Consider the following 22394-nt stretch of genomic DNA (forward strand, 5'->3'; position numbering starts at 1 on the left):
TCTATCCTCACTCGAAGCCGAGAAAATCGAAGATCTCGCGATCCTTCATCGGGTTGGCGTCCAACACGTCGGACCCACTCCACAGGTATTCGGCAAGCTTCATGTATTCCTGCTGGATCGCCTTCACTTCCGGCGTTTCTTCCATCTCGAAGAGGGTGCATTTCTTCAGCCGGCTGATCCGCACCGCGTCGGAATCGGCGATATGCGCCAAGCGCTTGAGGCCGATGGCATCGTTGAAGCGATCGATCTGGTCGGTTTCGCGCGACCGGTTGGCGATCACCCCGCCAAGGCGGACGTCGTAATTCTTGGACTTCGCCTTGATCGCCGCCACGATGCGGTTCATCGCGAAGATGCTGTCGAAGTCGTTGGCCGCAACCACCAGCGCGCGTTCCGCATGCTGGAGCGGCGAGGCAAAGCCGCCGCAGACGACATCCCCCAAAACGTCGAAAAGCACGACATCGGTGTCTTCAAGCAGATGATGCTCCTTCAACAGCTTGACCGTTTGCCCGACGACATAGCCACCGCAGCCGGTGCCGGCCGGCGGTCCGCCCGCCTCGACGCATTGCACGCCGTTGAAACCTTCGAACACGAAGTCTTCCGCGCGCAGTTCCTCGGTGTGGAAATCGACGCCTTCCAGAATATCGATCACCGTCGGGATCAGCGACTTGGTCAGCGTGAAGGTGGAATCATGCTTGGGATCGCAGCCAATCTGCAGGACCCGCTTGCCGAGCATGGAAAAGGCGGCGGAAAGGTTCGACGAGGTTGTCGATTTGCCGATGCCCCCCTTGCCGTAGATTGCAAAGACCTTGGCGCCCTCGATTTCCAGCGAAGGGTCCAGATGAACCTGGACGCTTCCCTCGCCGTCCTCGCCCTGCCCGGCCGCCTTCTTGAGCGCCCGCGCCTCGCGTTCGGCTGTCTTGGGATGGGTGTATAGGTTCATGCCGCGAACTCCACTGTCAGGCCCTCGAGCCGGTCTTCCAGTTCTTCCCCGGCCGCGCGCAGCGCCGCCCAGGTCTCGTCGTCGGGCTCCCAGAATTCCCGCTCCCCGGCCTCGATCAGCCGGTTGGCAAGCTTGACGCTGGCCTTGGGATTGAGCTCCGCCAGCCGGCGGCGCATGTCCGCATCCAGAACGAAGGTTTCGCTGAGGTGCTTGTAGACCCAAGGCGACACCTGGCCCGTCGTCGCAGACCAGCCCAGCGTGTTGGTCACATGGCTTTCGATCTGGCGAACGCCTTCATAGCCATGCTTGAGCAGGCCCTCGTACCACTTCGGATTGAGCATCCGGGTGCGGGTCTCCAGCGCGACCTGCTCTTCCAGCGTGCGCACCTTGCCGGTGCCGGTTGTCTGATCGCCGACATAGACCGGGATCGATCCGCCGCCAGAGGTGCGCACCGCCGAGCTGATGCCGCCGAGCGTGTCGAAATAGTGATCGATGGCCGTGATGCCGAGCTCGACCGATTCAATGTTCTGATAGGCCGCCTCGACCCCTTTCAGGATCTCGCCAAGCAGTTCGCTGCGCTGTACCGGCTTGCCGTCCGCGCCATAGGCGAAGCTCTTGCGGCTGGTGTAGGTCGCGCCGATCTCCTCCGCGTCCTCCCACGCCCCGCTGTCGATCAGCAGATTGACGTTGGAGCCATAGGCCCCGGCCGCGTTGGAGAACACCCTGAGGGCCGCCTCCTCGAGCGGCACGCCATGAGTCTCGGCATGAGACATGGCCTGCGCGCGGATCGGATTGGCCTCGTCCGGCTCGTCGGCCATCGCCGCCTTGAGGCTCGCGTCGGCCAGAAGCCGGGTCTGCAACGGCAGCAGATCGCGAAAGATGCCGGAAAGCGTCATCACCACATCGACACGGGCCCGGCCCAGCTCCTCAAGCGGCATCAGATCGGCGCCGGCGAGGCGGCCGAAACCGTCGAAGCGCGGCTTCGCCCCGATAAGCGCGAGTGCCTGGGCAATCGGCGCGCCTTCCGATTTCAGATTGTCGGTGCCCCACAGGACCATGGCGACGCGACGCGGCAGGCGTCCGTTGTCGGCGACATAGCGTGCCAGCAGCTTGTCGGCCTGCTCCGCACCGTCGCGCAGCGCAAAGGCGCTCGGCAGGCGGAACGGATCGAAGCCGTGAAGATTGCGCCCGGTCGGGACGATATCGGGGGAGCGCAGGATGTCGCCGCCGCTGACCGGACGCGTATAGCGCGCGTCGAGCGCGGCCATCAGTGCGGGCAATTCGGTCTCGCGCATCAGGTCGGCATCGAGACGACGCAACCTGTCAGCCGCCTCCGAGGGCGCCTTGCCCGGTTTCGCGGGCAGCGGCCTCTCCAGGACCTCCAGAAGCTCGAGCTCGGAGAGCGCCGCGTCGCCGGCGGCGGAGTTTACCGCACGCAAGAGATCCGCGCGCTCCGCCTCTTCGGGGATCTCGCCAACAACATGCAGACCGTGCGGGATGAGCGACAATTCGAACTCGCGCAGGCGGTCCGCAAGCACCGGAACCGCGCCCTCGCCCGTCCCCCCCCAGTCGGTGTCTGCGGTGATCAGGTCGAGAGCCTCCGCCTGCTGGCGGATCGTTTCGGCAAGCCCGGCGAGTTCCTTGGTCGCTTCGGGCGGCAGCCCGCGCCAGCGGTCGATCGCGCTCTTCAGGTCGGCAAGGCCCTTGTAGAGACCGGCCGCCGCGATCGGCGGTGTCATGTAGCTGACCAGCGTCGCCGCCGACCGGCGCCGGGCGATTGCGCCCTCCGAGGGGTTGTTCGCGGCATAGAGATAGATGTTCGGCAAGTCGCCGATCAGACGGTCGGGCCAGCAGTCGGCGGAAAGCCCGGACTGCTTGCCCGGCATGAACTCAAGCGCGCCATGGGTGCCGAAATGCAGCACCGCGTTCGCGCCGAAATCCTCACGCAGATAGCGATAGAAGGCGGCAAACGCATGCGTCGGCGCGAAACCGCTTTCAAACAGCAGCCGCATCGGATCGCCCTCGTAGCCAAAGGCGGGCTGGATGCCGACCAGCACGTTGCCGAAGGACTGGCCAAGGACCAGGATGTTGGCACCGTCACTTTGCTGGCGACCCGGTGCGGGGCCCCATTGCGCCTCGATTTCGGCAAGCCATGGTTCGCGCCGCACATGCGTGTCGGCGGAGATGCGGTCATGCACATTCGCGTCGGTGCCATGGCGCTCGGCATTGCCTTGCAGCAAGGCGTCGCGAAGCGCATCGGCATCCACCGGCAGGTCGACAGCGTAGCCATCGGCCTTGAGCGCCGTGAGCGTGTTAAACAGCGAGCGGAACACGCCGAGATAGGCGGCGGTTCCGGTCGCTCCGCCATTCGGCGGGAAGTTGTAGAGGACGATGGCGAGCTTGCGCTCTTCCTTGGGGCTGCGTCGCATCGCGACGATCCGGTCGATGCGCGCGGCCAGCATTTCCGAGCGCTCCGGGCAGGCATGCATGTCACGGCCGGTCGCGGCGCCCCCGAAATCGCAGCCGCGGCCGCAGCCGGTGCAGGGACCGGACCCATCGGTTCGGCCGCCGAAGAGGATCGGCCCGGTGGCGCCGTCGATTTCGGGCAGGGCCACCATGATGGTGGTCTCGACCGGCGTCAGCCCCTGCTCGCCCCGACCCCACTGCTGGAGGCTCTGGAACTCCGTCGCGAAGGCCGAAAGATAGGGCACGTTCAGCGCGGCAAGCGCGTCTTCCGCCGCGCGGGAATCATTGTAGGCCGGGCCGCCCACCAGCGAAAACCCGGTCAGCGAGACGACGCAATCGACACAGGCCGCGCCGTCCTTGAAAAAATAGCTGTCGATGGCGGGCCTCGCGTCCAGCCCGCTGGCGAAAGCGGTGATGACGTTCAACCCCTTGGCGCCGAGCGCCGCGATCACCGCGTCATAGTGCTCGGCATTGTCGGCCAGCAGATAGGAGCGCATCACGAGCACGCCGACGGTGCCGCTCTTCGGATCGAACGGCGCCGCCTTGCGGAAACGCTCGACCCGATCCGTGATCCGTCCAACCAGGTCCGGGTGATAAAGCCCGACGTCGGGGTAATGCACCGGCGCTTCCGGCATCACCAGCTTGCGCAAATGGGCACGCTCGCCCGCCGCATAGCGCGAGATCAGATAGCGCACCAGGTTGACGATGTTCTCATCGGAGCCGGCAAGCAGATACTGCAGGGTCAGGAAATAGGCGCGCAGATCCTGCGCCTTGCCGGGGATGAACTTCAGGATCTTCGGCAGCTGGCGCAGCATCTTCATCTGGCCCTGGCTTGCCGATCCGCTCTTGCCGGACTTGCCGCGCAGACGTTTCAGAAAGCCCAGCGCTCCGCCGGTCGGCTTGTCCATGCGGAACTCGCCGATGCGCGTCATCTTGACGATTTCGGCAGCGGACAGACACCCGACCACCGCGTCGCACGCCATGCGGCGCTCCTGCAGCCAGGGCTCGACAACCTTGATGTGCTCTTCAAGGAACATCATGCTGGCGATGACGATGTCCGCATTCGCGATATCGGCGCGGCAGCGCTCGGGCGCGGCCGCATCCGTGCCCCATTCGGCGACCGCATGCAGAGACAGCGTGAGACCGGGCAGTTCCCGCTTCAGGATATCGCGCGCACGGTCGACCGCACTCGCCATGTGGCTGTCGAGGGTCACGATCGCGATGCGGACCGGTGTCTGCGACAGCACCGCGCCCGCCATGCGGTTATCGGCCGAAATACGCTTTGGCATCGTACAACGTCTCTACTGTTATGGGCGCCACACCGCGCTCGGCGGCAAAACGCTCGGTGTTGCGCCTTGCCTTTCCGCGCACGAAGAACGGGATCTTGCGAAGCTCCTTTTCCGCGTCATGTGTCCAGCCGGCCGGCAATGCTTCCGCAGCCGGGGCGTGAATGTCGCCATCCGGCGCCGCGCCGGCGTTCGGGGATGTGTCACCGTCTTCCGACGCATGCCGGTCCGCCTTGCCGCCAAGTGCGGCGAGATGCGACGCCTCGGCCGTGTCGTTGAATTCGAAGTCCTCGCGGAACATCCCGAGAAGATGCTCCTCCAGTCCCATCATCAGCGGATGCACCCAGCTGTCGAAGAGGACGTTGGCGCCCTCGAAGCCCATCTGCGGCGAGTAGCGCGCCGGGAAGTCCTGGACGTGAACGGGCGAGGATATCACCGCGCAGGGCAGCCGCAGCCGCTTGGCGACATGACGCTCCATCTGCGTGCCGAGCACCAGTTCGGGCTGCGCCGCGACAATGGCGTCCTCCACCTCCAGATGGTCGTCGGTGATCAGCGCCTCGACGCCGTGGTCGGCGGCCGCAGCGCGCACGTCGCGGGCAAACTCGCGGGCATAGGTGCCAAGTCCGCAGACCTTGAAGCCGAGCTCGTCGCGACACACGCGCGCTGCCGCGACCGCATGCGTGGCGTCGCCGAAGATGAACACGCGCTTGCCGGTGAGATAGTTGGAATCGATGGAGCGCGCGTACCAGGACAGGCGTTCACCCAGTTCCTCAAGCGCCGGCTCGGGATCGACACCCGCAAGGGTTGCGATTTCGCGAACGAAATCGCGTGTGGCCGTCGCGCCGATCGGGATGGTGGTGCTGCGCGGCTGCTTGAAAGTGCGCTCCAGCCAGCGTGCGGCCGTGTCGGCGATCTCGGGATAGAGCACGACGTTGAAATCCGCTTCGGGAAGGCGCGCGATGTCGGCGGGCGTCGCCCCAAGCGGCGCGATCACATTCACCGGCACGCCCAGCGCGTCGAGAATGCCCTTCACCTCGCGAATGTCGTCGCGATTGCGGAAGCCGAGCGCGGTGGAGCCGAGGATGTTGCAGGTCTTGCGGGTCCGTTCCGAGCGGTCGGGCTGGCCGACGCCGCCGCAAAATCCGCGTACCAGCCGGTAGAAGGTCTCCGCCGCACCCCAGTTTTCCTTTTTCTGGTAGGACGGCAGTTCCAGCGGGATCACCGGGATCGACAGCCCGAGCGCCTTGGCGAGCCCCGCCGGATCGTCCTGGATCAGTTCCGCCGTGCAGGAGGCACCGACCAGAATCGCCTGGGGCTGGAACCGCTCGACCGCATGCTGGCAGGCTGTCCTGAAAACCTCGGCCGTGTCCTTTCCCAGATCGCGTGCCTGGAAGGTCGTGTAGGTCACCGGCGGACGCGACTTGCGCCGCTCGATCATCGTGAACAGAAGATCGGCGTATGTGTCCCCCTGGGGGGCGTGCAGAACGTAGTGCAGCCCGCTCATCGAGGCGGCGATGCGCATCGCCCCCACATGCGGCGGTCCTTCATATGTCCACACGGCCAGCTGCATCGTCTAGATCTCCACCTTGAGCGCCGCGCGCCGACGCAAGGGACGGGCGAAAAGCTCGGCGAGATCGCCGGCCTGCTCGTAGCCCTGGATGGGGGCGAAGACGAGTTCGATCGACCACTTGGTGGTCCGCCCTTCCGCCTCGAACGGGTTGCCGAGACCCATGCCGCAAACGATCAGGTCCGGATCGGCGGCGCGGCAGCGCGCGATCTGCAGATCGACGTCCTGTCCCTCGCTGAGCACGAGGTCGCCGGGAAGCTGGGCGAGATCGGCATTCATGTGCGTGCGGTGGAGATAGGGCGTGCCGACCTCGACAATCCGCGCGCCGGTCTCGACATGCAGAAAGCGCGCAAGCGCCGGCTCCATCTGAGAATCGGGAAAAAAGAACACGCTGCGTCCGCACAGATCGTCGCGATGATGGGCAAGCGCGGCCCGCGCCCGCTCGCGACCGGGCCGCGTCACCTGCTCGAACAGATCGTCGGAGACGCCGAACGTGTCGGCCGCCGCCTTGAGCCAGGCGGTGGTTCCCCCCTCGCCGAGCGGAAACGGCGCCTCGATCAGGATCGCACCGCGCGATTCCAGCGCCTTCGTCGCCGCGCCGAGCCAGGGCTGTGCCAGCAGCAACCGCGTGTTGGGGCCGACCTCGGGAAGCTCCGATCCCTTGCGAGAGGGCAGAAACGCGACATCGCGGATGCCCAGCGCTTCGAACAGGCGCCGGAACTGATCCTCCACCACGTCGGCGAGCGTTCCGACAACCATCAGCGACGCAGAGGCCGCGGCGGGCGCCTTCGGCAACTCGGCGGCAAGCGAGGCGAGAAAATTGTCTTCCCCTTGCGTGAAGGTCGTCTCGATGCCGCTTCCCGAATAGCTGATGACGCGCGTTTCGGGTGCATGAAGACGGTTCAGCCGTCCCGCGGCGCGCGGCAGGTCGAGTTTGATCACCTCCGACGGACAGGAGCCGACGAGAACCAGCATCTTGATGTCGGGCCGGCGGGTCAGCAGGCGATCCACGACCCGGTCGAGCTCTTCGTTGAGGTCGGCCATGCCCGCAAGATCGCGCTCGTCGATGATCGCCGTGGCGAACCGCGGCTCCGCGAAAATCATCACCCCGGCGGCCGACTGCATCAAATGGGCACAGGTCCGCGATCCGACGATCAGGAAGAAGGCGTCCTGCACCTTGCGATGGAGCCAGATGATCGACGTCAGGCCGCAGAACACCTCATGCTGGCCGCGCTGGCGCAGGGGCGCGGCCTGCGTGGCACATGCCGCGCCCGTTTGCGCGCTTTGGGGAAGACGCTCGAGGACGCTCATGCGGCACCTCCCGCCAGCGGTCCCGCCGCGGCACCGGACGCCATGTCGCCCGCGGCCCGGCCGGACGCCTGGCGCCGCGCCTGGCGCAGCTTCCAGAGGAACTGGGCCGCATTCACCGCGTAGGTCGCATAAGCGGCAAGCGCCAGCGTCATCAAGGCGGAAGGCCCGAGAAGCGACTGGAAATAGGCCAGAAGATAGGCGGTATGAAGGGCAAGGACGGCGAAGGAAACCACATCCTCCCAGAAGAAGGCGGGCGCGAAGAGATACTGGCCGAAGACGTCCTTCTCCCAGATCGCGCCGGTGATCATGATTGCATAAAGCGCAAGCGTCTTGACGACGATCGAGACATTGGCCGCGACCAACCCCTCGCCTGTCAGAAGGAAACGGGCAATCAACACGATGCTGACAAGGCAGACCAGAAACTGGACAGGAGCCAACAGCCCCTGCACCAGCGTCCAAGGAGAAGCGTCGCGACGCGCGCGCTCAGCTTCGGTGTAGAGCGCGGCAGGCGCCCTGGATCCCTGCTGAACCCTGGAACAATCCGGCGCTTTGGTATCGGTGTCGCGTGTCAATTCCCGCCTCCCTCAGGACCTGTACGGAAACTGTAAACCCGACTTCGAGCGAGTGTCAACTTTTGTTGACGTTATGTTTCGTTTACACAAAAAATAAAGTGTGACATTGTATCGCCAGTGGAAAAAATCCACGCCAAATACCGCCAGTCCGGGCGATGGATCAGCGGACGGCGGAATGCCAAAGGACCAGGTTCCCAACAGTGCTGCGCCATTTTGCGACCCCCTCGCGCCGCGAATTCGGACCGCATCAGGCACTTGCAGGGCCAAGAAACGGACCGGTCTGGACCATGCATGGAGCGGCAATAGACAGGATCGCGGCGCTCGATGAGCGCACGAGAGAGGCCACCGTCAGAATCGGCATGCAGCCGGTCACGACCACCACGCGTGACCTCCATGGCCTGGCGCAGCGGGTCCTCGGCGCGGTTGCGATCCGCCACACGTCGCAGCCCGCCGCCGATCCCGCCTGCGACCTGGCGGAGCGGGTCAAGGCCTGCGTCTGTGACAGCCAGTCCTCCGCAGCGGCCGAGACGGCGTTCAAGCTGGTCGCGGCAAGCCCTCTCGAGACACACGAACGCCTTGGCATCCTCGAGAGTGTCGCGCGCGCGATCGGGGACGACTGGAGCGAGGATGGCGCATCCTTTCTGGATGTGACCATTGCCATGGGCCGCTTGCAGTGCGTGATGCGCCGAATCTGTCAGCTGGAACGCGTCGGCCCGCCGGATTCCCCCATTGGCCGGTGCCTACTTCTGGTTCCGACCGCGGAACATCACACCTTCGGTATCTGCATTCTGGAGGAGTTGATGCGGGCGCTCGGATGGGAAACCGAACTGTTTCGCGTTGAATCAATTGATTTTCTAGAAAAAAAGTTAGAAAAGGAACAAATTGACATCGTTTGTTTCTCCTGGACGAACGCTGTGCTTTCCCCAATTGCCGGTGACTGTGTGAAGGCTGTCGAACAAATTCCCGGACCGATACGACCCGCGATCATTTCAGGCGGCCATGCAGCGGGACAAAACCCCGCATGGCTGGTGCGCCTTGGCGTGGACTATGTTTGCGACAGTATCCATGTCGCGCTGCAGATTGCCGACATTCACCTGCGTGAACTAAGGGCCGATCTGACAGTCCCGGGTTTGCGGCACGCTCCACAAGACACACGACCGTGATCCCGTCATGCAAATCAAAAACATCCGATCCGCCCCCCGCTTGTTCAAGGCCTCCGCACCGCGCTTCGACAATGTCAGTGTGGAAACGGCTGCCCAGCTTGCCTCTCTCGGGTCGGACATTTCTCTGCTGATTGCCGACGACGGCACGGTGGTGGACATCGCCTATGGCGACACAACCCTGGCCGGCTACGATGTCGACGCCTGGGTCGGTCGCAAGTGGCGCGATGTTGTCACGGTCGAATCGATGGAGAAGATCGACGCCCTGCTGAGTGACGTTCGCAGTGCCTCGCCGACGCGACGGCGGCAGGTCAACCACCCCGCCCCCGCCACCAACATGCCCGACCTTCCCGTCGAATACACATTGGTGACGGTCGAGGGTCTCGATTGCTGGGTGGCGCTGGGAGACGACCTGCGCAAGATCGCCTCGATCCAGAACCAGTTGCTGAATGCCCAGCTGGAACTCGAGCGCGAATACCGCAAGATCCGCGACGCCGAAACACGCTACCGCACCATCTTCCAGAAACTCGGGCAACCGATCCTGATCGTCGACGGAACCGAGCGAAAAATCGTCGACGCCAATCTCGCGGCCTCGCGCGCCTTGTTGCGCCCGGTGGGCAAGCTGATTGGCGAGAACATCATCGCCCTGTTCGAGGCGGGTCAACGCGACATGCTCGGCGAACTGATGAGCGAGGCGCAACACAGCGGCACGCCGCGCGCGACGGTTGCCCGCCTGGCGGAGGTCGACCTGGAGCAGTCGGTCGCCCTCGAGCCGTTCCGCGAGAACGGCCGCAACAATCTCTTTATGCGCTTGTCGGCCGCTCCGGGCGCGCATGAGGACGAAACAGCGGGCGACCGCGACGCGACGGATGTGTTCGAAACACTTCCCGAAAGCCTGGTCACCATCAGCCTCAAGGGAACGATCGAAAACCTCAACGACACGTTCCTCGACATGGTGGGCCTCCTCAACAAGGAGCGCCTGATCGGCCGCAATCTCAACAACTGGCTCGGCGGTTCAGCCGTCGATCTGAATGTGCTGCTTGCAAAGGTGCGCGACGAGGGGTCCGTGCGCCAGTTCGCCACCGTGGTGCGGGACGAACTGGGCGGGGTCAAACCGGTGACGGTATCGGCCGGGCGATTTGCCCATGGCGGCCACGAGAGCGTCTGCCTGCTGATCGGCGCGGCAACCAAACGGGATTCCGCTCTTGGCATGTCGGCTGCGAGCCTGGCCCCCGACGGAGCCGACTTCTCCGAGCTGATCGGGCGGGTGCCGCTCAAGGAGCTGATCCGCGAGGCAGTCGATGTCATCGAAAAGATGTGCATCGAGGCGGCATTGCGTCAGACCGACAACAACCGTGCCTCGGCAGCCGACCTGCTGGGCCTGAGCCGACAAAGCCTCTACATCAAGCTGCGCCGGCACGGGCTGGAGGATTTCGGCGGCGGCAGCCGCGGGTCTGTCAACTCCCCTTGACGAGTGTCAATTTAGATTGACAACCCCATGTGTCCATCCTAGCATTTTTGCATGGTTGCACGATCCCTTCCAAAATCCGGCCAGCGCACGGCGACATGGCCCACACCTGCGGCGGTGCTTGAGCTTCTGAAACCGATCACCTGGTTTCCGCCAATGTGGGCCTATGGCTGCGGCATGATCGCAAGCGGCGCCGATCTCGGCAGCCGCTGGACCTATGTCGCAGGGGGCGTCCTGCTTGCCGGCCCGATGATCTGCGGCACGAGCCAGGCGGTGAACGACTGGTACGACCGCCATGTCGATGCGATCAACGAACCGCATCGCGTCATCCCTTCCGGTCGCATGCCGGGGCGCTGGGGGCTTTGGGTCGCCATCGCCGGATCGCTCCTGTCATTGGGGCTCGCGGCTTTTCTCGGGCTCTGGGTGTTCGTGGCGGCCGTGGTCGGCCTTGTGTTCGCCTGGATCTACAGCATGCCGCCGCTCCGGCTGAAACAGGACGGCTGGCTGGGCAATGCGGCCGTCGGCCTGTCCTATGAAACGCTGCCCTGGCTCACCGCCGTGGCCGCCGCGACCAACGCTTTTCCCGACCCGCGCACGGCCCTGATCGCGCTGCTTTACGGGATCGGCGCGCACGGCATCATGACACTCAACGATTTCAAGGCGATCGAGGGCGACCGGCAAATGGGCATCCGCTCGCTGCCGGCGCGCTATGGTCCGCACACCGCCGCGGTCCTGGCGTGCATCACGATGGCAGGGGCGCAGATCGCCGTGATCATTGCGCTTGCCGCATGGGACCGCCCCTATTTCGCCGCCGCGATTGCCGGGCTGACGCTTGTCCAGGTCGGCTGCATGGCGCGCTTCCTGAAGGACCCGATTGTCCGCGCGGTCTGGTACAGCGCCATCGGCGTCGGTCTCTACGTTACGGGAATGGCTATCGCGGCCTTTGCGCTGCGCGGGCTCGTCTCCGGCTGACGGGAACGAAGAACACTTGATCTGAGGGAGAGACCGGATGGCATCGGCCGGGCTTGGATGGATTGCAATTGCACGCCTCGGCCTCGTCCAGGCGGCGCTTGGCGCGGTTGTCGTTCTCACAACCTCGACGCTCAACCGCGTCATGGTCGTCGAACTCGCCATTGCCGCCGTCATTCCGGGTCTTCTCGTCGGGCTCCACTACGCCGTCCAGATCGCCCGACCGTTGTGGGGGCACGGCTCTGACGTCGGCGGCTCGCGGAGCGGATGGATCCTGGGCGGCCTCGCCTTGCTCGCCATCTCCGGCACGGGTGCGGCGGCAACCACCTTCCTGTTTGAAATCCGCTTCGCCTACGGGCTTGCAGCCGCACTCGTCTGTTATGCGCTGATCGGGGTCGGCATCGGCGCCTGCGGCACCTCGTTGCTGGCTCTTCTTGCAAGTCGCACGGCACCCGAGCGGCGCCCGGCGGCGGCGACCATCGTCTGGATGATGATGATTGCCGGCATCGTGATCACCGCGATCGTGACGGGCAGCGTGCTGGACCCCTATTCTCACGCACGCCTCGTCGCGGTGACAGCCGCAACCGGTACCGTGGTCTTCGTGATCGCCGCCCTTGCGCTCTGGCGACTGGAACGCAACGCCGTGCGGCTGGACACCGCAACCGCCACGCTCCCTTCCGATGCGCATGGCATCACGGCCCGCAGCTTTCGCGTCAGCCTCGCCGAGACCTGGGGCGATGCGCAGGCCCGGGTGTTCACCGTGTTCGTTTTCGTGTCGATGCTCGCCTACAGCACCCAGGACCTGATCCTGGAACCGTTCGGCGGCCTGCTGTTTGCAATGACGCCCGGCGAAACGACAAAACTGTCCGGCGTCCAGCATGCGGGCGTCTTTGCCGGCATGGCGCTGGTGGGAGTTGCCGGATCGCTTCTTGCCCGCAGCCGTCCGCGCATCCTGAAGTTTTTCATCGTTTCGGGATGCCTGGGGTCGGCCTTGGCCCTTGCCGGCCTCGCCCTCGGCTCGGCGCTCGCGCCGGCCTGGCCGCTGAAGAGCAACATCTTTCTTCTCGGTCTTGCCAACGGCGCCTTCGCTGTCGCCGCCATCGGCACCATGATGGCGCTGGCGGGCGCCGGAGGGGCAAAGCGAGAAGGCATTCGCATGGGCGTGTGGGGTGCCGCACAGGCCATCGCCTTCGGGCTCGGGGGAATCCTGGGCACCGTCGCGCTGGATGTCGCCCGCGCCGTGAGCGGCGACACCGCTCTATCCTTCACGCTCGTCTTTGCCGGCGAGGCCGTCCTGTTCCTGAACGCCGCCGTTCTGGCCGTTCGGATCGGCCGGGCGCCCCGGCGCGCACCCCGGGCCTCGGAGTTGCCCCTTCCCCTTGCCGCAGCGGAGTAAGACAATGGAAAACCGCGATTGCTTCGACGTTGTGGTGGTCGGCGGCGGCCCCGCCGGTGCCACGGCCGCGCAGGCCCTCGCCCTTGAGGGACATTCCGTGCTGTTGATCGACCGGGACGGGCGGATCAAGCCTTGTGGGGGCGCCATCCCCACCCGCGCGATCCGCGACTTCAACCTGCCGATGGCGCAATTGACCGCGAAGGTCCATTCTGCCCGCATCGTCGCGCCGAGCGGACACAGTGTTGCGATGGATATCGGCGACCTGGGATATGTCGGCATGGTCGACCGCGATCTGTTCGACCCGTTCCTGCGGGCCCGCGCGGTCGAGGCCGGTGCGGTGCAGCTCACCGGAAGTTTCAAGACGCTGGAGCGAAACCGCGACGGCACGGTGAGCGTCGGCGTCGCGGAGGCCGGCAGAGCCGGCGAGATCCGTCACATCACCGCACGCTGCGTGATCGGCGCGGATGGCGCGAATTCCGCCGTGCGCCGCAGCGTCTTCGGTCCCAAGCGCAAACCGCCTTACGTCTTCGCCTATCACGAAATCGTGGAATCGCCCGCCGCGCCCGATCCCGACAAGTTCCGCGCCGACCGTTGCGACGTCGTCTACGACGGACGGATCTCCCCCGATTTCTACGGATGGGTCTTTCCGCATGGCACACACACGTCCATCGGTTGCGGATCGGCGGTCAAGGGGCACAGCCTGAAGGCTGCAACACGTGCCCTGCGGGAGGATGCGGGCCTGTCCGATGCGCGCACGGTGCGCGAGGAAGGCGCCCCGCTGCCGCTCAAACCGATGCGCCGATGGGACGACGGCAGGAACGTCGTTCTGGTCGGCGACGCGGCCGGCGTCGTCGCGCCCTGTTCGGGAGAAGGGATTTATTACGCCATGCTGAGCGGGCAGATCGCGTCAGAGGCCGTCGGCCAGATGTTTGCAAACAATTCGCCGAAGGCACTGGCCTGCGTACGCAAGCGCTTCATGCGCGAACACGGCATGGTGTTCTTCACGCTCGGGATCATGCAGTCGATCTGGTACGGAAGCGACAAGCGGCGCGAACAGTTCGTGAAAATGTGCGCCGACCCCGACGTCCAGCGCCTGACCTGGGAAAGCTATCTGAACAAGAAGCTGGTTCGACGCGAGCCGATGGCCCATCTGCGGGTCGCCCTCAAGGATATCCGGCAGCTGCTCGGCATCACGGCCCGCGTGTGAGGCAAAATGGCCGCCGCCCTTGCCCTGCTCGACAGACTGACGCAAGGCGGCGCGCTTGCGCTGATCGCGCTCGCCGTTCTGGGAGTGGAACTCATCGTGATCGCGCTCGCGATCCGCGCCCCCGCCCTTCGCCGCTCGCTGTTGCTCAACGGACTTTCGGGCGTGGCGCTGATGCTGGCGCTTTATCTCGCGCTTGCGGGTCATGGTGGCGGCCTGGCGATCGCTGTGTGCCTGGCCTTGAGCCTCGCGGCCCATGCCCTGGACCTGACGGCAAGACTCAAGGCCGCACAAAACGACTGACCAGACTGCGCGTCAGTCGGTGGCGGTGTTGTCGGCCGGCTTTTCAGTGGGCTTTTCAGTCGGCTTCTTGGTTTCCGTCTCGCTCCAGGCGGCATTCAGCCGGGCGTAGGCATCGGCGAACCCGGCTTTCAGATCCTGCCAAGCCTCGACGGTTCCCGCCTGAAGCGCCCCGTAGCGCTCCCCGAGCGCATTGCGCGCCGCCCGCAATTCGGCGAGCTGCTCACGCGCCGTCTCGCGCGCCTGTTCGTTCATGTCGTTCCAGTTGTCGCGCAAGGCATCGGCCCGGCGTTCAATCTCTGCATCCAGCTCGGCCATTGCGTCGCGTGCGGAGGCAACCGCCTTGTCTCGCTCTTGTGCGCTGTAGTCGGCGATCGCATCCATCGCCTCGGAAATTTCCTGGCGAACATCCTCGGAGCTGGTCTGGTTTTTGTCCTCGCCTTGTGCGATGGCGCCAGCGGGCGGTACCGCAACGAACCCGACCAGGGCGGCGACGCGAAGTGCATTGGAGATCGTCATCACATTTCCTTTCCCGATCCGGGATCGCTGCGTGCTCGATTCCGGGCTGCAGCCTACCTGAAGCGCGAGGTGGCGGAATCGACCGCATCGCCGAGATCTTTCCAGGCGCTCTCGTAGCCGGCCTTCATGTCGCGCCAGGCCGCTTCGCTCGCCGACCGCAACTCGTCGAGCTTTGTTTCGGCTTCCTGCTGATGCGCCCGCAGTTTCTCGATTTCGCGTTCATACTGAATGCGCGCATCGGCGTTGGCCTCATCCGCCTTCGCCCTCAGCTTGTCGATTTCCGCATTCCACTGATCGAGCCGGGCCTTGGTCTTTTCGATGTAGGCATCTCTATCAACCATCTGATTGCTTCCTTTCGCTGTTTCAATTCAGACAGGTCCGCGCAGGCGGGACCGGCCTGGAAGGCCACCGTCGCCGATATCACACAGCGCCCGAACCGTGATTGGGGAAAGACCGCCGGGCCGGCGTCCGTTCAGCCGGCGCGCGCCGGTACCTGACCCGGATTGAGCCGGATCATCCGGTAATTCAGGTAACCCGCCGTCATCACCCAGATCGCATAGGGCACAAAGAGAGCCGCAGCCAGAAGCGACACCGTGCCAGCTGTCACGATGAACGCAAATATCGACGCCAGCAAAGCCCCGATATCCATCAGCGCGAGGTCCATGCGGTGAAGGCCGAAGAAAAGCCAGGACCATGCAGCATTGAGCAACAGTTGCGCGCCCCAGATGACCATCACGAGGCCAATTCCCTCAGCCGAAACAACCAGCCAGCCGGCGAAGGCTATCATGATGTAAAGCGCGGTCCATACGACCGGAAACGCCCAGTTGGGGGGCGTCCAGTCCGGGCGCTCAAGGCTGGCGTACCAGTCTCCCGGCTTGAAGATCGCGCCGCTTGACGCGGTCGCGAACACGAGCAGAACGATGATGGCCAGCGTCATGAGATCCTTCCCGAGACGTTGCAGACAGTCCTTCGCGGCAAGGCAACGACCCTGCTATCGATAGGTTAGCATCAATTGCGGCGAAAGGATGCTTTGCACACTGCAAGCCTGGGTTTCAGGCCGCCGCAGTCCGTTTCTAATCCCGGCCGCCTCCTTTTCGCGCAATGACGCGCCATTGTTACATGATGATTGCAAGACCGACGATCAAGGGGACGCCCGCCGAACCGGGGTCTGCGCAATCTCGGGCATCGTTTTGAAGCACCCGCAACAGATCTTTCCGAAAGGCGATCTCATGGTGGGCACGCTGGAGCCGCTTGTCGGGGAACCCATTCTCGTCTCGGCAGGCGCGCGCTGGCGCCGCCAACGGAAAATGATCGATCCGACCTCTTCCCACATCCGGCTGAACCGCGCCTTCACTGCCATGCAGGCGGCCGTCGATACCTGCGCGACGAATCCGGACGGAGTGGCAGCGGCCGGAACGCCCGTGCGAGAGCGCGGCATTTCGGCCTCCGGCCAAAGGTGAGCAACCCGGTGTTTGCCAGGACGGGATGCAAGGACAAACTCCGCCGGCAGTGTCTCGCCACCGCGCAACGGGCTGGACCTTGCCGGCACGCACCCCATAACAGAAAGACCGGCGCATGCCCCGCGCCGCATCAGCACGGTGACAACGATGGTCAGAAGCTCTCCAAACAGCCTGCGCGCCGCTGCCATCGGCCTGGCGATCCTGGCAGCCAGCGCCTCAGCCGCTCTCGCCCGCCCGGACACGCGCACCATGACCTGCGCGCAGGCGCAGCAGCTGGTCAAACGATCGGGCGCGATCGTTCTGTCGACCGGGCAATACACCTACTCGCGCTTCGTTGCCGACCGGCGCTATTGCGGTCACTACGAGATCCTGCGGCCAAACTATGCGCCGACGCGCGACACGGCACAGTGTCCGGTCGCCTATTTTTGCGAGCGGGTCGTGCGCCCGCGCAACTGACCTTCGGTCCGGTCAGATCGCCGCTCGGGCCGGCTGCGCCGCCGTCTGGCAGTCGAGGTCCGTCAGCGTGACAATCCGATTGCCGCGCAGATCGTTGACGCAGACGATGAAGCCCTGCTCTTCCATATGGGTGAGCAGCCAGCGCGCGCGCCCCTTCGAGCGCGTGCCATAGGCCGTCGCGATCTCGGAATCGGGCGGACAGGGGCGCCCCTCCAGCGCGGACTTGGCAAGCAGCAGATAGACCCCGCGCATTTCCTCCGGCAGGCTTTGCGCCACGGTTTCGGCCGATGACCACACCTGCGGGTCGATCTCGCTGCCGTTGACACCGGCACGGGCAAGCGCGATCCGCTGGCGAAAGGTCGCAAGATCGGGCGGACGGCCGGGAAGCCGCGCGATCCGGCACCGCACCTGAAAATCCTGATAAAGCGCCGCCACCGGCTGAAAGGCCGCCTCGCTGTCGTCGAGAAGCTCCGCGATCACCGCGTCGACGGCCTGTTCCCAGACCTCGCGGTCCATCGGCTCGGCTTCCACGGTCTCGCGCGCCACAGCCTGCCGGGTCAACCGCTCCAGCACATCGGCAGCCGGCACGGGTTGCGCAACGGTGGGCTTTTCAGCGGCCTGGCGCTCCGACCCGCTGGCCGGTTGAAACAGAAGATCCTGAAGCTCCTCCGGACGCCCTTCGGGCAAGGGAGTAAGCTTGGGGCCACCGCCGCGCCCGACGGTTTCCACCGGCCCGATGCGAACGGTCATCGGCCGGCGTGACACGGCCGGACCGAGCGCCACGAAATGTCCCCGTTCCAGGTTGCGGAAGGCCTCCGCCTGACGCTTTTCCATGCCCAGCAGATCCGCGGCACGGGCCATGTCGATATCGAGGAAGGTTCGCCCCATGAGGAAATTGGACGCCTCGGCCGCGACGTTCTTGGCAAGCTTTGCAAGACGCTGCGTGGCAATCACCCCGGCAAGACCGCGCTTGCGGCCGCGACACATCAGATTGGTCATCGCGCCAAGCGCCACACGGCGCGCTTCCTCGCCGGTGTCCCCGGAGGCGGAGGGCGCAAACAACTGCGCCTCGTCGACGACGACAAGTACCGGATACCAGTGATCGCGCTCGGCATCGAACAACGCATTGAGGAAGACGGCAGCCGCCTTCATCTGGCGATCCGGTTCAAGCCCCTCGAGATTGAGGATGACCGAGACGCGATGCGCGCGCACCCTGGCCGCGATCACCGCAAGATCGCGTTCGCTGCCGGCGGCGTCCACAACCACATGGCCAAAGCGCTCCGACAGGGTAACGAAGTCCCCTTCGGGATCGATGACCACCTGCTGCACCCAGGACGCACTCTGTTCCAGCAGCCGGCGCAGGAGGTGTGACTTGCCCGAGCCCGAGTTTCCCTGAACCAGAAGCCGGGTCGCCAGCAGTTCCTCCAGATCGAAACAGCAAGAGGTTGCGCCGCCGGCACCTACCTGGCCCATGTCAATGCTGACAGTCATGTAGATCGCTTGTCCCATTGCATAGGTAAGACCGTGCCGGGGCCTTCGCGGCTGCGCACTTGGCGATGGCATCGACGGGGTCGCCTCGTCGGCCGGACGGTCATGTGATTTCGTCAGTATCGGCGATTCGCAGGGCTGTACAAAGGAGGATCACCGCCCCACGAAAAAACCGCAAAACAGCCTTCAAACACCGTTTGTCGTGCAAATGTCGTTGGTTTTCCGCGGATCACCAGACGTCAGTTAGGCGAATTTTCATGCTTTTGAAAAATGTATTGGGGAAACAATCTAAGGGTTTTCCATGACTGTGCAGCGCAAGAGTACCCGATCCGCCGACGCTCCCCGTCGCCTCCCGGACGCCATTGCCGGTTTCATGTGTGGCAACAACAACGATACGGCAGAGACGCAGGCAGTGTGGACGGCCCTGAAGCCGGCAATGTCGGACATCATGGACGGGTTCTACACAAGCGTGCGCGCCACGCCGGAGATCGCCGAAAAACTCGGCGATCCCGACAAGAGCGTTCCGCGCCTGAAGTCCGCCCAGATGAAACACTGGGATTACATCTTCACCCACGACCCGGACCTGGAGTTCGAGGCCAGAGCGGTTCGGATCGGCGAGGCGCATGTTCGCATCGAGCTGGAAGCGCAGTGGTACCTGGCATCCTACGGCCGTCTGCTGATCGAGGCGATGCCGGCCTTGATAAAGCGCTACAAGTTCTCGCCCGGCAAGCTTCCCCGCGCCATGCAATCCCTGGTTGGACGGGTGTTCCTGGACATGATCATGTCTTACGACGCCTATGAGAACGGGGTGGTCCGCAAGCGTGGCGAGGAGCATCGACAGGAGAACGAACTGACAAGCCTGCGCGGTCTCGCCAACACCGTCTCCGACATCAACGAAGTCGCACTGGGCATGGCGACGCTGTCGCACAACACGCAAAGGGCGACAAAGAACGGTCAGGCGATTTCGTCCGCGGCGTCCGAACTGGTCACATCCGTGGAGCAGATCTCCCAAACCAGCGACAGCGCGGCGCATGAAGCGAATTCGACGAACGCAGCGGTGGCTGCGGGGCTCGACGCCATGATGGATGTGTCGAAACGCATGAGCGACATCGCCGATGCCTCGCAGCAGAGCGCGGACAACCTCGCCGACCTGCACGACGCGTCCGAACAGATCGGTGAATTCCTTTCCGTTATCGAAAGCATCGCCAACCAGACCAACCTGCTTGCGCTCAACGCCACGATCGAGGCCGCACGCGCCGGAGAGGCAGGCAAGGGGTTCGCCGTCGTGGCGAACGAGGTCAAGAGCCTTGCCACCCAGGCGGCCAAGGCAACCGAGGACATCGCGCAACGCATCGACGCACTGAAGGCGGGGATGCTGACCACGCAGGAATCCCTTTCGGTTTCGCGACAGGCCGTCGACCGCGGGCAAGAAACCATCGCCAGCGCCAACGAACGGATGCAGTCCGTCGGCGACGGAATTGCCGGGGTTTCCGGCCGCATGCAGGAGGTTTCCGCCATCCTTCAGCAGCAGAAGGACGCGAGCCAGGAAATCGCTAGAAGCATCACCGGCGTCGCAGACCTCGCGGTGGAGAACGAAGCGCAACTCAAGGCGATGAGCGACACTCTTCAGAGCAGCAATGACCGTTTCTCAAAGGATGCCGGCACCTGGTTCAATGCAGAATCCAATCGTTCCTTGTGCGAAATGGCGAAGATCGATCACGTGCTGTTCAAGAAACGCGTCGTGGATACGATCATCGGACGCGACACCTGGGCGCTCGGTGACGTCCCGGACCACCACCAATGTCGACTCGGCAAATGGTACGAGGCCATCGAGAGTGCGAAAGTCCGCGCACATCCCGCCTACAAGGCGCTTGCCGCGCCGCACGCACGTGTGCATGCGGCCGCACATGCCGCCCTGAAGGCGCATGCCGATGGCGATGCCGAAACGGCTTCGACGCATTTGTCAGAACTCAACACATCGAGCCGACAGGTGATCCACGCGCTGAATGACCTGTCGCAGGCGCTGCAAAACGAACTGAAGGACAGCGACCGGCGACGGGAGGTGCGCGACAAGACCCGTCAGGAGAGCGCAAGGGTGGAAATGGCCACCGGTTCCAAGGCCGTCGTGATCACCGACGTGTCAACCGGCGGTTTCGGCGTCACCGGCCTGTCGAAGGAAGATGTCGGCAAGGCCGTGCGGCTGATCCACGACGGAACCGAAATTCTCGGAGAAACCGTCTGGGCAGACGGCGACCGGGGCGGGATCCGTATCATGCGCAAGGAGCACGGCCACCGCGGCTGAGCCGCCCATGCTCCTCACGGGTTCGCCCCCCTGCGAACGGCGGGCGCGCCCGCAAGCGGCCGCCCTTCGCAGAAAAGCGGACTTGCACTTTGCGCTCACATTCGAAATCATTAATATGAACTCGAATGAGTGCCGGCACAGCCGGCCGAGCGGGAGGAATGACCATGAAAATCGCATCAGCCCTGGCCGGGGTCGCCCTGTTGGCCTTCACCGGATTTGCCGCACAGGCCGAAAACACGTTGAAGATCGGGCCCGAGACATCGGCGATCACGATCGAAACTGAAGACGGCCCGGTGGAAATCACCCGCCACAAGAACGACACCCAGCTGATCGGCGGCGTGCTTCAACCGATCATTCCCGAGCCGGGCGTGCAGCCGGCCGGCGAGCTTGAAGTTCTGGAAGCCCTTCAGGACGACAAGGCCCGTGTCGTCGACATGCGCACCATGGAATGGCGCGTAAAGTCCACCATTCCAGGCTCCATCCATATTCCCTACACCGAAGTCGCGATGCGCCTCGACGAACTGGGGTGCACGGGCGAATCCGGCGCCTGGGATTGCAACGAGGCGCTGTCCGTCTTCGCCTTCTGCAACGGACCGGCCTGTGCCCAAAGCCCGCTTGCCATCAAGGCCATGGTGCGCGAGGGCTTCCCGGCGGAAAAGATCCACTACTATCGCGGCGGCATGCAGGACTGGACGGTCCTCGGCCTGACCACGGTCGAGAACCTGTTCTAGACACAAAACCGTTTCGTTCTCTCCAAGAGCACGGCGGGTCGCCCCCTTCGGACGCGACCCGCCAACCGGTCAGTGCGTATGGCCTTTACCGGCCTCGAAAGACAGCGTCGCGAAATGCTCGACGGTGTCTGCATCCGGATCGTCTTCGAGCGGCGCTCCGTGCGACAGGGCAATCACATTCAGCCCGTCGTTGCGAACCGTCAGATCGATCTCACCGGCATCGTCGGTCGTCCCCTGTTTCTCCCCCGACATGTTGACGTAGTCGGGGATGAGCGCGACCCCGGACAACGGTTTTCCCTTGTATAAAACGCGAAGTCTCAGGGTCTTCCCGGCGCTCAATTCCGTCGGGTTGCTCAGTGGCACGATCTGCAGATCCTGTTGCGGCAGCTTCGGCATGTCGCCATGCAGATGCCTGATCGCCAGAGTGTGCTTGAGGTAGCGTCCAGCCTTGCGGGCGCCTGGCACCTTGCTCCTTGGCAAGTTCACCCATTTTCCATCCGCGCCCTCGGTGTAAAATCCATTGTCGAAATCGACAAGAACGACGGCAGCCTTGTCTTCCGCCGCAAGAAGAGCGTGGTTTTTCCGTGCGCTCACCTCTACCGACAGCCGTTTGCCCTCCTCGTCCAGAGCCTGAACCGTGCTGATCTTGGCCGGGTCATAGGGATCGTCGGATGCACCGTGTCCATAGACGATTGCAATCTCCCCCCACCGCTCGGCGAGCCAGATGCCATGTGCTTGCGCGCTCTGAACCAACCCCAAGACCGCAAGCGCGGCGATCATTGCCGTGGAAACTCTCATT

General features: G+C 64.3%; 20 protein-coding genes. 10 read left to right on the top strand and 10 right to left on the bottom strand.

Translation table 11 applies throughout. The annotated features are described in order from the left end of the window. Positions 1–7 precede the first annotated feature (7 nt). The 5 genes from bchL to bchF are packed head-to-tail and all read right to left on the bottom strand — an operon-like array spanning position 8 to position 8142. Positions 8–940, bottom strand: coding sequence for a ferredoxin:protochlorophyllide reductase (ATP-dependent) iron-sulfur ATP-binding protein (gene bchL, locus G572_RS0119650; RefSeq protein ID WP_029059934.1), 933 nt, complete (start codon positions 938–940; stop codon positions 8–10). Beyond that, positions 937–4695: a magnesium chelatase subunit H gene (locus tag G572_RS0119655; RefSeq protein WP_029059935.1), complete on the bottom strand. Its 3759-nt coding sequence runs from the start codon at positions 4693–4695 to the stop codon at positions 937–939. The genes bchL and G572_RS0119655 overlap by 4 nt, the downstream gene beginning before the upstream one ends. Beyond that, entirely contained in the window at positions 4670–6262 is a 1593-nt protein-coding gene (gene bchB, locus G572_RS0119660; protein WP_029059936.1) for a ferredoxin:protochlorophyllide reductase (ATP-dependent) subunit B, read from the bottom strand. The genes G572_RS0119655 and bchB overlap by 26 nt, the downstream gene beginning before the upstream one ends. Positions 6263–6265: 3 nt before the next feature. Next, entirely contained in the window at positions 6266–7570 is a 1305-nt protein-coding gene (locus G572_RS0119665; RefSeq protein WP_029059937.1) for a ferredoxin:protochlorophyllide reductase (ATP-dependent) subunit N, read from the bottom strand. Continuing rightward, positions 7567–8142: a 2-vinyl bacteriochlorophyllide hydratase gene (gene bchF / locus G572_RS24835; RefSeq protein WP_051242780.1), complete on the bottom strand. Its 576-nt coding sequence runs from the start codon at positions 8140–8142 to the stop codon at positions 7567–7569. Before bchF ends, G572_RS0119665 begins: the two co-directional genes overlap by 4 nt. Before the next feature lie 200 nt (positions 8143–8342). On the opposite strand from bchF, the gene G572_RS0119675 reads away from it, so the two are divergent. The 6 genes from G572_RS0119675 to G572_RS24850 are packed head-to-tail and all read left to right on the top strand — an operon-like array spanning position 8343 to position 14642. Further along, complete coding sequence (locus G572_RS0119675) at positions 8343–9305, top strand: cobalamin B12-binding domain-containing protein (RefSeq protein ID WP_169391344.1); 963 nt, start codon at positions 8343–8345, stop codon at positions 9303–9305. A 7-nt stretch (positions 9306–9312) separates the two neighbouring features. After that, on the top strand, positions 9313–10773 hold the full coding sequence (ppsR, locus tag G572_RS24840; RefSeq protein WP_051242782.1) for a transcriptional regulator PpsR: 1461 nt from the start codon (positions 9313–9315) through the stop codon (positions 10771–10773). Between the two features lie 51 nt (positions 10774–10824). Beyond that, positions 10825–11742 carry a chlorophyll synthase ChlG gene (gene chlG / locus G572_RS0119685; RefSeq protein WP_051242784.1) on the top strand — a complete coding sequence of 306 codons (918 nt, stop codon included), beginning with the start codon at positions 10825–10827 and terminating at the stop codon, positions 11740–11742. 37 nt (positions 11743–11779) lie between these two features. Further along, complete coding sequence (locus G572_RS24845; protein WP_037547492.1) at positions 11780–13135, top strand: BCD family MFS transporter; 1356 nt, start codon at positions 11780–11782, stop codon at positions 13133–13135. A 4-nt stretch (positions 13136–13139) separates the two neighbouring features. After that, on the top strand, positions 13140–14342 hold the full coding sequence (locus G572_RS0119695; RefSeq protein WP_029059940.1) for a geranylgeranyl diphosphate reductase: 1203 nt from the start codon (positions 13140–13142) through the stop codon (positions 14340–14342). Positions 14343–14348: 6 nt separating this feature from the next. After that, positions 14349–14642, top strand: a complete 294-nt coding sequence (locus G572_RS24850; protein WP_037547493.1) for a hypothetical protein — start codon at positions 14349–14351, stop codon at positions 14640–14642. 12 nt (positions 14643–14654) lie between these two features. Here the strand turns inward: G572_RS24850 and G572_RS0119705 are convergent, their stop codons facing one another. The 3 genes from G572_RS0119705 to G572_RS0119715 form a co-directional block, all read right to left on the bottom strand. Further along, positions 14655–15158: a sll1863 family stress response protein gene (locus G572_RS0119705; RefSeq protein ID WP_029059941.1), complete on the bottom strand. Its 504-nt coding sequence runs from the start codon at positions 15156–15158 to the stop codon at positions 14655–14657. A gap of 53 nt (positions 15159–15211) precedes the next feature. Next, on the bottom strand, positions 15212–15499 hold the full coding sequence (locus tag G572_RS0119710; protein WP_029059942.1) for a sll1863 family stress response protein: 288 nt from the start codon (positions 15497–15499) through the stop codon (positions 15212–15214). Positions 15500–15630: 131 nt separating this feature from the next. After that, positions 15631–16095 (bottom strand): TspO/MBR family protein, encoded by a 465-nt coding sequence (locus tag G572_RS0119715; RefSeq protein ID WP_029059943.1) that lies wholly within the window; start codon positions 16093–16095, stop codon positions 15631–15633. An 88-nt stretch (positions 16096–16183) separates the two neighbouring features. Here G572_RS0119715 and G572_RS26360 point away from each other — a divergent pair, with 88 nt between their 5' ends. Together G572_RS26360 and G572_RS0119725 are read left to right on the top strand one after the other, a co-directional pair. Then, on the top strand, positions 16184–16618 hold the full coding sequence (locus G572_RS26360; protein ID WP_156884751.1) for a hypothetical protein: 435 nt from the start codon (positions 16184–16186) through the stop codon (positions 16616–16618). A gap of 147 nt (positions 16619–16765) precedes the next feature. Beyond that, entirely contained in the window at positions 16766–17074 is a 309-nt protein-coding gene (locus tag G572_RS0119725; protein ID WP_029059945.1) for a hypothetical protein, read from the top strand. A gap of 12 nt (positions 17075–17086) precedes the next feature. On the opposite strand, the gene G572_RS0119730 is transcribed toward G572_RS0119725, so the two are convergent. Next, entirely contained in the window at positions 17087–18565 is a 1479-nt protein-coding gene (locus G572_RS0119730) for a helicase HerA domain-containing protein (RefSeq protein ID WP_029059946.1), read from the bottom strand. Between the two features lie 370 nt (positions 18566–18935). Here G572_RS0119730 and G572_RS0119735 point away from each other — a divergent pair, with 370 nt between their 5' ends. Both G572_RS0119735 and G572_RS0119740 read left to right on the top strand, forming a co-directional pair. After that, positions 18936–20864, top strand: a complete 1929-nt coding sequence (locus G572_RS0119735) for a methyl-accepting chemotaxis protein (RefSeq protein ID WP_037547496.1) — start codon at positions 18936–18938, stop codon at positions 20862–20864. 164 nt (positions 20865–21028) lie between these two features. Continuing rightward, a complete protein-coding gene (locus G572_RS0119740; RefSeq protein ID WP_037547721.1) occupies positions 21029–21595 on the top strand; it encodes a rhodanese-like domain-containing protein in 567 nt (188 codons plus the stop codon). Positions 21596–21664: 69 nt separating this feature from the next. On the opposite strand, the gene G572_RS0119745 is transcribed toward G572_RS0119740, so the two are convergent. Beyond that, positions 21665–22375, bottom strand: a complete 711-nt coding sequence (locus G572_RS0119745; RefSeq protein ID WP_051242786.1) for a DUF4198 domain-containing protein — start codon at positions 22373–22375, stop codon at positions 21665–21667. Positions 22376–22394: the final 19 nt, after the last annotated feature.

Source organism: Stappia stellulata DSM 5886 (genome assembly GCF_000423705.1).
Classification (GTDB): Bacteria; Pseudomonadota; Alphaproteobacteria; order Rhizobiales; family Stappiaceae; genus Stappia; species Stappia stellulata.

What these genes read in the sequence shown, in the direction of transcription:
- G572_RS0119735 (WP_037547496.1), top strand. Translation starts at nt 18,936, where the DNA reads ATGTGTGGCAACAACAACGATACGGCAGAGACGCAGGCAGTGTGGACG.
- bchB (WP_029059936.1), bottom strand. Translation starts at nt 6,262, where the DNA reads ATGCAGCTGGCCGTGTGGACATATGAAGGACCGCCGCATGTGGGGGCG.
- G572_RS0119745 (WP_051242786.1), bottom strand. Translation starts at nt 22,375, where the DNA reads ATGATCGCCGCGCTTGCGGTCTTGGGGTTGGTTCAGAGCGCGCAAGCA.
- G572_RS0119715 (WP_029059943.1), bottom strand. Translation starts at nt 16,095, where the DNA reads ATGACGCTGGCCATCATCGTTCTGCTCGTGTTCGCGACCGCGTCAAGC.
- G572_RS0119710 (WP_029059942.1), bottom strand. Translation starts at nt 15,499, where the DNA reads ATGGTTGATAGAGATGCCTACATCGAAAAGACCAAGGCCCGGCTCGAT.
- G572_RS0119705 (WP_029059941.1), bottom strand. Translation starts at nt 15,158, where the DNA reads ATGACGATCTCCAATGCACTTCGCGTCGCCGCCCTGGTCGGGTTCGTT.
- bchL (WP_029059934.1), bottom strand. Translation starts at nt 940, where the DNA reads ATGAACCTATACACCCATCCCAAGACAGCCGAACGCGAGGCGCGGGCG.
- ppsR (WP_051242782.1), top strand. Translation starts at nt 9,313, where the DNA reads ATGCAAATCAAAAACATCCGATCCGCCCCCCGCTTGTTCAAGGCCTCC.
- G572_RS24850 (WP_037547493.1), top strand. Translation starts at nt 14,349, where the DNA reads ATGGCCGCCGCCCTTGCCCTGCTCGACAGACTGACGCAAGGCGGCGCG.
- G572_RS0119695 (WP_029059940.1), top strand. Translation starts at nt 13,140, where the DNA reads ATGGAAAACCGCGATTGCTTCGACGTTGTGGTGGTCGGCGGCGGCCCC.
- G572_RS26360 (WP_156884751.1), top strand. Translation starts at nt 16,184, where the DNA reads ATGCTTTGCACACTGCAAGCCTGGGTTTCAGGCCGCCGCAGTCCGTTT.
- G572_RS24845 (WP_037547492.1), top strand. Translation starts at nt 11,780, where the DNA reads ATGGCATCGGCCGGGCTTGGATGGATTGCAATTGCACGCCTCGGCCTC.
- chlG (WP_051242784.1), top strand. Translation starts at nt 10,825, where the DNA reads ATGGTTGCACGATCCCTTCCAAAATCCGGCCAGCGCACGGCGACATGG.
- G572_RS0119655 (WP_029059935.1), bottom strand. Translation starts at nt 4,695, where the DNA reads ATGCCAAAGCGTATTTCGGCCGATAACCGCATGGCGGGCGCGGTGCTG.
- G572_RS0119665 (WP_029059937.1), bottom strand. Translation starts at nt 7,570, where the DNA reads ATGAGCGTCCTCGAGCGTCTTCCCCAAAGCGCGCAAACGGGCGCGGCA.
- G572_RS0119740 (WP_037547721.1), top strand. Translation starts at nt 21,029, where the DNA reads ATGAAAATCGCATCAGCCCTGGCCGGGGTCGCCCTGTTGGCCTTCACC.
- G572_RS0119730 (WP_029059946.1), bottom strand. Translation starts at nt 18,565, where the DNA reads ATGACTGTCAGCATTGACATGGGCCAGGTAGGTGCCGGCGGCGCAACC.
- G572_RS0119725 (WP_029059945.1), top strand. Translation starts at nt 16,766, where the DNA reads ATGGTCAGAAGCTCTCCAAACAGCCTGCGCGCCGCTGCCATCGGCCTG.